Here is a 13,478-nt window from a genome sequence, read left to right as displayed (position 1 = left end):
ATCGGCGTGCAAAGGTATTTTATTTATTTGGCTTATGATGGAACCAACTATCACGGTTGGCAGATACAACCCAACGGGAGTAGTGTGCAGGAATGCTTGATGAAAGCTTTGTCTACTTTTCTGCGTCGTGATGTGGAAGTGATAGGTGCCGGGCGAACAGACGCGGGGGTGCATGCCTCGCTGATGGTGGCACATTTTGATCAGGAAGAAGTGCTCGATACAGTGACCGTTGCCGACAAGTTGAACCGTCTGTTGCCTCCCGATATTTCTGTCTACCGTATCCGCCGGGTGAAACCGGATGCGCATGCCCGTTTTGATGCGACTGCCCGGACGTATAAGTATTATGTGACGACTGCCAAATATCCTTTCAACCGTCAGTATCGTTGCCGTGTGTACGGGGCATTGGATTATGACCTCATGAATGAGGCGGCACGAACGCTGTTCGAATACATCGATTTTACAAGTTTCAGTAAACTGCATACGGACGTAAAGACCAATATCTGCCACATCTCCCATGCCGAATGGACAAAGATGGAGGGGGAAGATACCACTTGGGTATTTACCATCCGTGCCGACCGCTTTCTCCGTAACATGGTGCGTGCCATCGTAGGAACACTGCTCGAGGTAGGACGCGGCAAACTGACCGTAGAAGGTTTTCGCAAAGTGATAGAACAACGGGACCGTTGCAAAGCCGGAACTTCCGCTCCGGGAAATGCGCTCTTCCTTGTCAACGTGGAATATCCGGAAGAAATACTTAATACCTGATACTTAATACTTATTTCACCATGTGGTTATTATTAGCTTTTCTCTCGGCTACTTTGCTGGGATTTTATGATGTATTCAAGAAACAGTCGTTGAAAGATAATGCGGTGTTGCCTGTATTGTTTTTGAATACGCTTTTCTCCAGTCTGATTTTTCTGCCGTTCATTTTGGTATCGGCATTCGAGCCTGATATCCTTGGGGGAACCATTTTTAATGTTCCCGTTGCAGGGTGGGAGCAGCATAAATATATTATCATCAAGTCGTTTATCGTGCTGTCATCGTGGATATTCGGTTACTTCGGAATGAAGCACCTGCCTATTACCATTGTGGGGCCCATCAATGCTACTCGTCCCGTGATGGTGCTTGTCGGAGCGATGCTGGTATTTGGCGAACGTTTGAATCTTTACCAATGGATCGGAGTAATGCTGGCAGTAGCTTCCTTCTTCATGTTGAGCCGTTCAGGTAAGAAAGAAGGAATCGACTTCAAACATAACAAATGGATTCTCTTTATTGTCTTGGCGGCAGTGATGGGAGCCATCAGCGGACTGTATGACAAGTTTCTGATGAAACAACTGAATCCGATGCTGGTGCAATCGTGGTATAATGTCTACCAGCTCTTTATTATGGGAACCATCGTGTTCCTCCTCTGGTGGCCCAAACGGAAGTCAACGACTCCTTTCCGCTGGGACTGGACCATCATCCTGATCTCCGTTTTCCTTTCGGCAGCGGACTTTGTCTACTTTTATGCACTGAGCTATGACGATTCCATGATTTCCATCGTTTCGATGGTGCGTCGGGGAAGTGTGATTGTGTCTTTCATTTTCGGAGCGCTCTTCTTCCGTGAAAAGAATTTAAAAAGCAAAGCGATTGACCTTATCCTCGTGTTAATCGGAATGATATTCTTATATTTGGGGTCTAAATAATAAGTACAATATGAAATCAAATAAGATAACTCTTGCCATCGTATTTTTCGCCATCGGTCTGTTCTCTTTTACCTCGCTGCAGGCACAGGAAGCCAAGACTTTTTTTATCAATATTCCGGATTCACTTTGTCCCTTACTTACGAAGGTGAATCGTGAAGACTGCATCGACTTCCTGAGCAGCAAGATGAAAGCGCAAGTGGAAAACCGCTTCGGACAGAAATCGGAAATGACCGACCTGAGCAAGGACTATATTCGGATGCAGATGACACCGGAAACCAGTTGGCAAATGAAAGTATTGGCTTTGAATGATACGACAAACGTGATTTGTACAGTAGCTACGGCATGTGCTCCGGCATGTGACAGTAGCATCCGCTTCTATACAACGGACTGGAAACTGCTGACTGACCATTCATTCATTACCCTTCCGGTCATGAGCGATTTTCTGATAACTCCCGACTCCACTTCCATATATGAATTTGATGAAGCCTCCCGTTCGGCAGATATCTTATTGATGAAAGTGGAACTGAGCAAAGAAAACACAGAACTGACCGTCACTCTGTCCACTCCCGACTATATGTCGAAAGAAACGGCAGAAAAACTTAAACCGTTTCTCCGCCGTCCCATTATTTACCAGTGGAAGAATGGAGTGTTTATCAGATAAACTCCCCTCCATTCTCACATTTATTTTTCATTCTTCATTTCTCAGACAGTTGTTGATGAATGCGGTCATTTCCGGGGTATGTTCTTCTACACTTTGGAGTAGTTTGAACTGTGCTTTGGTACGAACCAGATTATGTTCGGGATATTTGATTTTGTAGTAAGTATCACCGTTGATGTAATCGGCAAGGAAACGTACGCATTGCATATAAGGGAATAAGGCAGCAGCATAAGGCAGATTCTCTATTTCAATAGGAGTGAGGAAAGACTTGGCACCTTTCAGATATCCTTTGGTGAATGCCTTGAATATCTCCATATTGAAGTTTACACGATCCAGGTCTTTGTCATCTTCATCGCCGGTATTGGCACCTGTACGGAGGAAATCGCCGTAGTCGGAGAAGATGAAGCTTGGCATTACCGTATCCAGATCGATGACGCAGAGTACTTTTCCGTCTTCATCAAACATCATGTTGTTCACTTTCGTATCGCAGTGGCATACACGTTTCGGAAGCTTTCCTTCGCGGTACAGGCGTTCTGCCTTACACATTTCATCCGCACGTTTTTCTATCTCGTCCAGATAATACTGTACTTCGGCTACTCGTCCGGCAGCATTGGCAGCGACAGCATCACGTAGCTGCTTGAGACGGAATTCCATGTTATGAAAGTCAGGGATGGTTTCTCCCAGCGTTTCCGGAATGTCGGCAAGCATAGCCTGGAAGTTTCCGAAAGCCTCACCTGCATAATTGGAATATTCGGGGTTTACGGTCTCATACGTTTGGGCACGCGGGATGAATACCATGACACGCCAGTAGCTGTCTCCGTCGAACCAGTAAGTCTTTCCTTCTCCGGTTTCGAGGAAAGAGAGAACTTTGCGGTCGATATCTGTTTCTCCGGCTTCGGTCAGTTTCTTGCGGATATGTCCGGTGACTGCGGCAATATTGGCTTGAAGCATTTCTACATTCTGAAAAATGGCATGGTTGATGCGTTGCAGAACATAGTCGGGGGCGTCTGCTTCTTGTGTATTCACTTTGTATGTGTCATTGATGAGTCCTGCTCCCAAAGGCTTGATTTCGGTGATAGTGCCTTGGGTGTTGAACTTAGCTACAATACTTGATAAATCTTTCATGAGTCTTTTCTTTAAATTTATACTAAGGTTATCGATAATCATATTGGGCGGCTTCGGCAGCCTGACTGCCCGAGCGAACCGGTACCAGGGTGAATCCCCAGTTATATTCGCGGTTGGCGGGAATCTGGTGGAAAGGTTCGGGACGTGCTCCCCAACTGTCATAACCGCCTACTCCCTGCTGCTTCATGTCGACACAAACTTCGACGAAGTCTCTCGGAGTGATGTCATTGACATGATGCATTCTACGTAATACATTGCGGGCGGCATTTTCGTCGTGGTTGGCTACCTCTTCCGGGCTGAAGTTATTCCATTGATAGGGGTGGGGCAGTGCTTCTTCCGAGTCGAAATCCTCGATGGAATTGCGCAAAGCGTTGAAACCCACCAGGCTGTCGGCTACGATGGCAAGTCCGCTTCCTTTGTTGGGAGACAGGGTGAGCCAGCGTGTATCCGTGTGGTGCCCGTTTTCCTGAGGACGTACGTAGTTGAAGTACATCTTGTCGGCAGTAGTCTGATAGACACCTACTATGGTTCCATGATTGCGGTCGATGTAGTTCTCTTCCGGACCACGGCCAAAATACTGCACGTTGTTCATCCGGGCCGGCAGACGGAAACGTACACCGATGCGGGGAACTTCCAGCTTGGAAGCAGCTTTGCGGGCTGCATCACTTCCGGGAGTGAAGGTAGCCATGCGGGTAGCTTCGGAAACTTCTGTCTCGGTGGCCTGCATATCGGTAGAAGTAAATCTGGCATTCACATTCACCACTCCGCTCGGGTATATCTTATAGGTGACAACGTACAGATTGCCGGCTGCCAACAGATAGGTAGCCTGCAACAGGACAGCTTTGTCTTCTGTACTTACCTTCGTATCCGTCACGTGGAAGTCTTTGCTGGACTGTTTCCATACGTGGAGGCGTTTGGGAGCACCGTTACCGTAATCGTTGTCGTTAGGCGCACGCCAGAAATTGGGCTGGATGCCGAATCCGTCTTTGAAGTATTCTGTTCCGTCCACTTTGTATGAGGTGACCAGGCCGCTCTTCTTATTGAATACGAAGTTTACTTTTGAAGAAGAAACAGTGAGTTCATCTCCTTGGGTATGGGTCTGCAATGCGGGTCCGTTTGCTTTATAAGTATTCTTTTCGGCCTCGACAGGCAGACGGAACTGATCGTATGCGATTTCGTATCCTGCGGGAATCAGTGGTTCCGGCTCTACTGCTATTACGTTGAAGTTAACGAAATATTCCGTTCCCGGACGGGCCTTCAGACCATTGACCGGTACGGTAAACTCTTTCGAGGCTTGTGGGGCGATATCCAGTGATACCTTTCCGCTTCTGACCGTTTTTCCGTTGGCTACTACACTGTAGTGTATCTGGTATTTTTTCAGGTTAGTGAAATAGAAACGATTGGTTATGTTGAACTTGCCCGATGCGGCATCGATCGCTTCAAAACCGATGTTCTGATGTACATACTTCACTTCTGCCATTGCCGGATGCGGACTACGGTCGGGGTTGACCAGCCCGTTGCAGTTGAAATTGCCGTCGCTGGGGGCATTTACTCCGAAGTCGCCTCCGTAAGCCCAGTATTCTCTTCCGTTCTTGTCTTTTTGGAGCAGGCCCTGGTCTACCCAGTCCCAGATGTATCCTCCCTGAAGGTTCGGATATTTGTAGATGGCTTGCCATTGTCCCCACAGGTTTCCGGTAGAGTTGCCCATCGCATGCGCATATTCTGACGGAACGACGGGGCGGTCGCTGCCATTCTTACCGATATCTTCCAGCCAGTCGGCTCCCGGATATTGTGGTACGTACATATCGGTATTCCATTCCCATTGGGCACGCTCATAGTTTACGGGGCGTTCCATGATGTTCTTGTCAGCTTCTTTCAGCCAGAGGTACGTCTGGTAGAAGTTGTATCCGTTTCCGGCTTCATTGCCTAACGACCAGAAAGTGACGCTGGGGTAGTTCTTATTGCGTTCGAACATGTTGATCGTACGGTCCATATGTGGTTTCAGCCATTCGGGATTGTTGCCTAATGAGCCGCCTTTGCGAAGGTCGTAATACATACCGTGGCTTTCGATATTGGCTTCATCGTACACGTAAAGGCCATATTCGTCACAAAGTTCATAGAAACGGCGGTCCTGCGGGTAATGGCAGAGACGTACACTGTTCAGATTATGCTGTTTCATCAGTTCGAGGTCCCGGCGCATCAGTTCCTCAGTGACGTAATGTCCTGTTTCCGGGTTATGCTCGTGGATATTGACTCCTTTCATTTTCAGGGGTTGCCCGTTGATGAACAGGCATACATAAGGTTTCCCGTTGGCGGCTTTCCGGTCGATTGGTTTGATCTCGATGCGGCGGAATCCTACATTGAAAGGAATAATCTCGTTGACTTTGCCGTCCTCTTTGACAGTCATCATCAGTTTGTAGAGGTTCGGTTGTTCCGATGTCCATGTGCAGACGTCTGCCAGATTCTTGTCAAAAGAAAGGGTGCGTGTCTCGTTGGTGGGGACATAAGTTGTCTTCTCTTCGCTGGCAACTACTTTTCCCTGAGCGTCGAGCAGTTCATATACCAGTGTAAGATTGGTTGCAGCCGGACGATGATTCCGTAAATCAACGTTCAAAGCGAATACTCCGTTCTTATAGCTGTCATCCAGAGTTGATTTCACACGGAAATCCTTCAGGGCAGCTTTGGGCTGTGAATACAGGTATACATCCCGTTCAATGCCGCTGATACGCCAGAAGTCCTGACATTCCAGATAAGATCCGGTGCTCCAGCGGAAGATTTTCAGTGTAAGTACATTCTTGCCCGGTTTTACGTATGGGCTGATCAGGAACTCTGCCGGATTTTTGGAATCCTCGCTGTATCCTACTTCCTGTCCGTTGACGTATACATATACTCCCGATTTGGCTCCGGCGAGGTGGAGGTAGATATCACGTTCCTGCCAATCGGCAGGGATGTCGATATCACGGCGATAGACTCCGACGGGATTGGCTTCCGGAAGTATGGGAGGCTGCGGATGGCGTGCCTTGAATTCATAACCGTGATTGGTGTATATGGCCACTCCATATCCTTGTACTTCCCAGTTGCCCGGAACCTTGATATCATTCCAGGAGTCAGTGCTCACGGAAGGATCGGTGATATTGGCCGGAAGATCTTTGTAACTGTCTGCAAAGAAGAACTTCCAGGTGCCGTTCAATAATTGATAATAATTGCTTTTCTCAAACTTTCCGGTCAATGCGTCTGTCCGGTTGTCGTACGTCATGAAAGAGGTACGCGGATATTCTTTATTGACCGATACGACTTGTACATCCTGCCAGTAAGGTTTATCGGATGTTTTTTCGGCCATAGCGCCTGTTGTTAACAGAGAGAATATTCCTGCCAGTAATAGGTGATATGATCTATATTTCATGTTTCTCAATCTTGTTTCTTTATTTATTTTACTTTGATGTGGTCGAAGCCTTCTCCGTAAACTCCGATAACGGCACTTTGCGATACAAATGCGTTGGGGTCGATATCTTTGATCAGCCGGAAGATGATGGTAGACTCCCGCTTTTTGGCAAGTACAAACATCATTTTCACTTCTTTGCCTGTATAGAAGCCGGTTGCATTGATAATCGTTACTCCACGATGAGGGTACTCGTTGATGTGTCGTCCTATCTCTTCATACTTGCCGGATATGATGAAGAATTGGACGGACTGACGTGCACTGTTCACTACCTGGTCGAGGACGAAACTGCAAATGTAAAGGGTTGCAAATCCGTATACTACTTTCTCCCAATCCTTCAGAACGAAGTAACTGGAGGTAATGATAATCATATCGCAGATCAGTATGACTCTTCCCAAGGTGATATCCCGATACTTGTTGATGATAGCGGCAATGATGTCCGTACCGCCGGTACTTCCGTTGGCGCAGAAGGCGACTCCGATACCGCCGCCGCAGAACGATGCTCCGATGACGCATGCCATGAAAGGCTGGTCCTTAAGAAGGGCGACACCGGAGGTCAGTTGCTGGATAACGGAAAGGAAGAAAGTCAGGGTAAATACTCCGAAAATGGTTTTAATACAGAACTTTAATCCCAACAGCTTGAGGGCAAGCAACAATAAGAAAAAGTTAATGCTGAAATATGTATACTGTACCGGGAATCCCGTTGCCCAATATACAATAGATGCAATACCCGGCACTCCGCCCGTCGTAATGTCGTTGGGGAGTAGGAAAACGGTCCATCCGATGCCATATAGTATCATACCTACGGCGATCATCACATAATCTTTGGCTTCCCGAAGGATAGTCTGTCTAGAGGGTTTTAAAATATCTGCTTTCATATAGGTGATTATAATAATCAGTGGAGCGCCGAACATAAACTTACGGATAACCCCACTTTTTCTCAGTCGGGCTATCCGTAAGTTTACATATTAATAAGGTATAATGGCTTATTCGGCAAAAGCATGTTTGTAGCCTTGCACTTTATTCCATCCGCCACGGGTGAAATCGGGTATTTCTACCGGAGCAGAACCATTCTCGATAGAAAGTCGGGTCAGCTCAGCCATGCAGCACCATTCTGCCAGGTCATAAACGTCCATATCGAGTGGCAGGCCGTTGCGCAGGCAGTATACCAGACGATAGTCCATGATATAATCCATACCGCCATGACCGCCTACTTTCTTGGCAGTTTCTTCCAGTTCTTTGTGAATCGGGTCTTTGTATTTAGCCATCAATGCTTTTTTCACATCTTCGGATACGGAACCGTGTGCATTCAGCTTTTCGTGATTCGGTACATCATTTGAGTCTACTTGCGAAGGTCTCAGACAGTATTCTTCAATCGGATATTTGCTGGCATAACCATCTGCTCCGACCACTTGATACATGCGGCTGTAAGGACGTGGTGTCATTACGTTGTGCTGGATCAGCATTGTCTTGCCATTCTCGGTACGGATGAGAGTGGATGTCTGGTCGCCGTTCTGGAAGTCTTTCACTTCTTTTCCGGTTTTCTTTTTGATGTATGCAGGACCGTTCACAGGCTTGGTATCCATAGATACTAACGTTTTCATGCGGTCGCCACGGTGGATATTAAGTACCTGACAAGCCGGACCCATGCCGTGAGTGGCATATACATCGCCACGGTGCAGTTGGTTGTAATCCATACGCCAGTTGTTCCAGTAATACGGCCAGAAGTCTTCCAGATTGTGGATATACGCACCTTCTACATGAAGTACTTCACCGAATACACCTTGCTGTGCCATATTGAGTGATGTCAATTCAAAGAAGTCATATACACAGTTTTCCAGTTGCATACAATGCTTGCGAGTCTTTTCGGAAGTATTGATTAGTTTCCAGATTTCGTCCAGTGTCATGGCAGCAGGTACTTCGATAGCCACATGCTTACCGTGCTCCATAGCATATACACCCATTTCCGCATGGTGTTTCCAGTCGGTAGCTATATATACGATGTCGATGTCATCCCGTTCGCAGAGTTTTTTCCATGCCTTCTCGTCTCCCGCATATGAAGCGGCTTTAGGCAGACCGGCTTTCTCCAGAATCTTTTGTGCACTCTCGACACGTTCGGGGAGGAGATCGCACAAAGCTACGATTTGAGTTCCCGGAATATGTGTCCAGCGTTCAACGGCACCGGGACCACGCATTCCTAACCCGATAAAGCCTACACGGACAGTTTCAAGTTTTGGAGTGACAAGTTGGATAACGTCTTGCTGATTTGCCGGACGAGCCGGAGTTTCCACTTTAATCGGTGAGAATTTTGCTTTTGTCTTTTGAGCAAAACTGGTCTGGCAGGTCAACAATGCAAGACCGATGAGTGTGTTAAGTAGTAGTCTCTTCATCTTTCTTTTAGGTTTTTAATTGGGGGTTATTAATTGGTTTTTCATTTCGGTGTCAAAAATACTAATTAATTAATCAATCTGGTGTAATTATTGTAGATATTTTCACTGTCCATTCATCTTTTTGGTAGAAAAAGAGTCTCACTATTTCCTGCGCTATCGTGATATTTTCGGCATCGCCCCATGTTGGGCGATGCCGTTTTTATAGCTGCAATGTGTGTTAAGTTAATTTGTTCTTATAACAAAATACGTTTTCCGTCAGCTTGTACGGCGTATGTTTTGGCATTTACCATTGATACGGATGATGGAATCTCGAAAGTCGTGAAGGTAGAAAAATAAAGTAATTTTCCGTTTTCATTATTTTCTCTGATCTCGAAAGCAACCGCTTCATCTCCGTTTCGGATGGAAACCTTACGTCCCGTTATCTCTGCCGTGATTGTTTTGGTAATCTTCTGGTTTTCTTTGAATTGCGTGTAGTATCCGACATCTCCGACTGCCGAATAACGGTAGTCATCCGATGGGAATTCACTTTTCTTCCTGTCTTCGATGTACTGGAAAGCATGTTTCGGAGTAGGGAATTGTGCCATGTATTCTTTGGCTTCACGAATCATCGCGTCACTTACATAGTATTTGTATGTTCCGTACTGCTCGATAGTGGTATTGACAGGCTCGAAGAATCCCCACATTTCGAAAAAGTCAGTCAGATTCTCGTTGGCGGCTTTGCTTGCCATTTTAGCAAACTCAAGTTGTTTCTTTCCGGGGTCTTCTCCTTCGGTCATATTCACTTCGCGCATCAGTTTGAAAAGAGTTTGCCAGAAATCAGTCTTATATTCACAACGGTGATAGTAAGTCCACAATTGCCAGTTCATTCTCATGTGAGTTTCCGTATCTTCGTTCTGGTGGGTCGCGTCTCCCATGTTGTACCATGCCTGACCATTGGCGTAACGGGCGGTTGCAACGCTTCCCAGTCCGTTGCCGCGCGATTTGTATTTACCTAATTTATAGATAATATAGTTGGAGAACAGATTGTTGGATGATTCCGTAGAGCTGGCCCAGTTGATGGCGGCCTGATGAACATGTCCGATTTCATGGGCAGGTCCCCATGCGTTGTCTTCCGCTGCCATTACATTATCTTCTAGCAGTATATTACCTAAATAGGTATAAACAAATCCGATTTGATAGTCGGATGCCCACATATAGCTTCCTTCCGGTGAGATGGCAAACAAGTGGTTGTTGACCTGCGATGGGCGTACATCATCGATTCCCATTAATTCTTGTTGCCAGCTGACAATGTTATCCCATAAATGGATGGCAGAGAGGATATTGTTCGGTACATATTCCAGCAATTTGTTGCGGTGGAAATAGAACATGATCTTTTCTCCGCGTATGCAGAAGTATTTGTGTGTTGATTTTTTTAACAGTTCAGCGTACTTTTCGTCTGTCTTATGTTCTTTCAGGTCGAAGAAGCCGTTTACTGTACCACTTCCCAGAGGTATGTGAATCTTGATAGGTTTTGCTGAATTTGAAGCCAGGTCGGTGTTGTACATGACAAACAACTGGCCTTCTCCTTTCATTGTCAGTTTGTTGACGCCGGGGGTTAGCATATAGACATCTCCTGAAGAGGCTGTTTGTTTGTATTCGGTGCCCGTTTCCCAGATACACTGCACTGAAACGTTCTGTCCGTATGTGTCACCTACCAATACAATAACGTCATCTCCTGCTTTCACTGATATGCCGGTCGGATTGTCGAGATCACTGTATTTCTTGGTCATTAGTTTGTCTGCCCACTCGGTGATATTACTGTATGGCTCATAATTACGGATACGGAATTCTTTTTCCCATTTGTCGTATGTGTTGTCGCGGACTGCTTCTGCTATTCTGACGAAGTAGTCCGGCAGAGCCTGTATCTGCTCATCGGTGACATTGTCTTTTATTTCCGTACAGGTGATGTCGGTGAAGACGGTAAGCAGCTGTTTGTCCAGCGTTTTATCCGTATTGGTCTTGTAAAACTCCATTTCGTCACAGCTTACAAAATCTCCGAGTCCGCTTAAGACTTCGAACTTGATTCCAGTCGCTTTTATGCCTTCTGAAAATGAGACTTTGGATGGAGCGTTCTGCTCTTTAAAGTCATATTCTCCTTGCAGTGTATAGTCCGACCGGTCGGGGCTTGTGGTTGTATATACATTGACCTTTCCGAAATTTCCGTTACCGGATCGGGTATAATAAATTAAGTAGTTTATTTCTGTATCTCCTTTGAAATAATATTCCAGCGTGACAGGGAATTTGGCGGATTGTCCCCATGGGGTATGGAAAGGATCGGCACCATCAGTCGAAAATTTGCCGTCATAGGTGTTCTCAATATCTTGTCCACTCTGATGTTCACTTGCTTTGCCACCGGTTGGAGTCACCTTGATGTCTCCCTCTACAATCACTTCACCTTTAGCATATTGGTTGACAGTGATGGTATAGGTTGCAGTGGTCGATGTTACTTTTATACTGGCTGTTCTTTTGGCCTCGCCTGTATTTTCGTTCACTGTAATTTTCAGGAAGGTTCCTTCTGCCGCTGTTTTTTGTTTCGAGCATTGCAACCAGTTTGCCTCATAAGAGACATTCCATTGAGTTAACTCCAGGGATGTGTTGATTGGGATCTGGACAGATGTACTCGATTTGTCCAGATTCTGTATCAGGTACTCTTCGTTGATACTGAAAGAGGGGGTTATGAGTGATTTTTCGCTATCCTTACATGCCAGTGACACTGTAAATAGGGAAAAAAGGGCTAATAGGTTAATAAGAAATCTTTTGATTGTCATCTTTTTGCAGTATTAGTTTTTAAGATAGGAGGGGGAGGGTGAGTCAGACTCCCGACTCGCCCTCTGTTTCCTTTTTATTATTCAGACAGTATAAACAGACTGAATTCACTCCATACAAAGAAGGAACCACCCGTCCAGTTTTGCTCACATTCAAAGCGTAATGTGCTTGCTGCATTGTCTATTGTGATGTCGGGGGAAACATAAACACCTGCGGCACCGGACGGTAGATTGTCCACATCCCATGCAAAACGCTTGTAGAGTTGCAAATTGTTCTCAGTGGCTCCGGTGTATAAGTTGAACCATGCCAGAGCAGCATTTCCGTTATTGGACCTGTTGGTATAGGTGAAACGGAATGTCTTGGTAGATACGGGTAGTTTTACCTGTACATAATGTTTGTCAGCTACCGATACACTCCATGCACTATGGAAGTAGGTACCTACATCTCCATCCAACAAATTAGCCAATGAACCCTCTGACGGTTCTGTCGCGTTGCTGGAAAGCATGTCTGTCGTCAGATTGTATTTCTCGACGGAGGCAACCAGAATAAATGGGTCCGGATTGAATTCGAAACCGTCTTTTCCATTTATTTCCAGAATCTTGATGCCGACATTACCGGAGGTTTGCGTAAATTTAGGAATATTGACTTGTACGGAAGAAGTATTTCCCGGTTCAAATGAGATGATATCCGATGCTAATGTCGCTCCTTGTAATGTAGTGGTAGCTTCGTCAATTGCCACTTTACAGGTGAAACTCCATTGGTTTTCAACTTGCAGTCCTAAAGAAAGACTGATTGTACCTCCACTTTGTGGCAAGTATTTAGTCACGGTTCCTGAGCTGGATTCGGTGACAGAAAGAGATGGAATAATGACCTCCGGTTTCAGAATTAATGTATTCTTATCAGCCAGAATAGAATCGGATGTACTGGTCAGCATGATTGGAAGAACACATGTTTGTCCTTCTTCAAGAGTCTGCTCAAAACGGTCTATTTCGCTGGTGTTCAACTGCAGATTGATGATTTTGTAGGTTTCCGCAGAAGAATAATCAAGGTCTTCCATATTGAATGAGTAACAGTCAGCAGGCATTGCTACATAGTTCAAACCTCTTTCGGAGATGTACTGTTCGAAATTGGCTGCATCCATTGCACCGATATGAGCAGAAGCTGTCAGTGTGGGGTTGCTTCCGGATTTGATTACCGTGATTGAATAGTTGGTAGCTTCTCCTGTTTTGTAAAGATCTACAGCTTGCTCACCGGTGGTTTGCAATGATAGTATTTTTTCATATTCCTGTGGATACGTATCGTCATAATTGTCGCAGGAAGTATTCATCAGAATCATCCCGCACAAACACAAGGCTATTGATATATGTTTCATATAT

9 protein-coding genes are annotated in these 13,478 nt (G+C 45.8%); 3 read left to right on the top strand and 6 right to left on the bottom strand.

Annotated features, from left to right (window positions below; translation table 11 throughout):
* Positions 1–6 precede the first annotated feature (6 nt).
* From truA to HMPREF2794_RS13105, 3 genes are read left to right on the top strand one after another with little or no spacing between them, the layout of a single operon-like run.
* Positions 7–765: a tRNA pseudouridine(38-40) synthase TruA gene (truA, locus tag HMPREF2794_RS13115; protein WP_022302094.1), complete on the top strand. Its 759-nt coding sequence runs from the start codon at positions 7–9 to the stop codon at positions 763–765.
* 20 nt (positions 766–785) lie between these two features.
* Positions 786–1,685, top strand: a complete 900-nt coding sequence (locus tag HMPREF2794_RS13110; protein WP_010536843.1) for a DMT family transporter — start codon at positions 786–788, stop codon at positions 1,683–1,685.
* Positions 1,686–1,695: 10 nt separating this feature from the next.
* The gene (locus tag HMPREF2794_RS13105; protein ID WP_010536844.1) at positions 1,696–2,346 is read left to right on the top strand and encodes a DUF3256 family protein; all 651 of its coding nucleotides are present in this window, start codon (positions 1,696–1,698) and stop codon (positions 2,344–2,346) included.
* Positions 2,347–2,373: 27 nt separating this feature from the next.
* Here HMPREF2794_RS13105 and HMPREF2794_RS13100 read toward each other — a convergent pair whose 3' ends face one another.
* The 6 genes from HMPREF2794_RS13100 to HMPREF2794_RS13075 form a co-directional block, all read right to left on the bottom strand.
* Positions 2,374–3,468, bottom strand: coding sequence for a phosphotransferase enzyme family protein (locus HMPREF2794_RS13100; RefSeq protein ID WP_010536845.1), 1,095 nt, complete (start codon positions 3,466–3,468; stop codon positions 2,374–2,376).
* 28 nt (positions 3,469–3,496) lie between these two features.
* Positions 3,497–6,871, bottom strand: a complete 3,375-nt coding sequence (locus tag HMPREF2794_RS13095; RefSeq protein ID WP_070751656.1) for a glycoside hydrolase family 2 TIM barrel-domain containing protein — start codon at positions 6,869–6,871, stop codon at positions 3,497–3,499.
* Positions 6,872–6,894: 23 nt separating this feature from the next.
* The gene (locus HMPREF2794_RS13090; RefSeq protein ID WP_010536847.1) at positions 6,895–7,785 is read right to left on the bottom strand and encodes a YitT family protein; all 891 of its coding nucleotides are present in this window, start codon (positions 7,783–7,785) and stop codon (positions 6,895–6,897) included.
* A 108-nt stretch (positions 7,786–7,893) separates the two neighbouring features.
* A complete protein-coding gene (locus HMPREF2794_RS13085; RefSeq protein WP_010536848.1) occupies positions 7,894–9,297 on the bottom strand; it encodes a Gfo/Idh/MocA family protein in 1,404 nt (467 codons plus the stop codon).
* 233 nt (positions 9,298–9,530) lie between these two features.
* Positions 9,531–12,104 carry a M60 family metallopeptidase gene (locus tag HMPREF2794_RS13080; protein ID WP_010536849.1) on the bottom strand — a complete coding sequence of 858 codons (2,574 nt, stop codon included), beginning with the start codon at positions 12,102–12,104 and terminating at the stop codon, positions 9,531–9,533.
* A gap of 77 nt (positions 12,105–12,181) precedes the next feature.
* Positions 12,182–13,474, bottom strand: coding sequence for a BT_3987 domain-containing protein (locus HMPREF2794_RS13075; RefSeq protein ID WP_029425346.1), 1,293 nt, complete (start codon positions 13,472–13,474; stop codon positions 12,182–12,184).
* Positions 13,475–13,478: the final 4 nt, after the last annotated feature.

Source organism: Bacteroides sp. HMSC067B03 (assembly GCF_001811315.1).
Classification (GTDB): domain Bacteria; phylum Bacteroidota; class Bacteroidia; order Bacteroidales; family Bacteroidaceae; genus Bacteroides; species Bacteroides faecis.
This window is presented reverse-complemented; position numbering and strand designations above follow the sequence as displayed.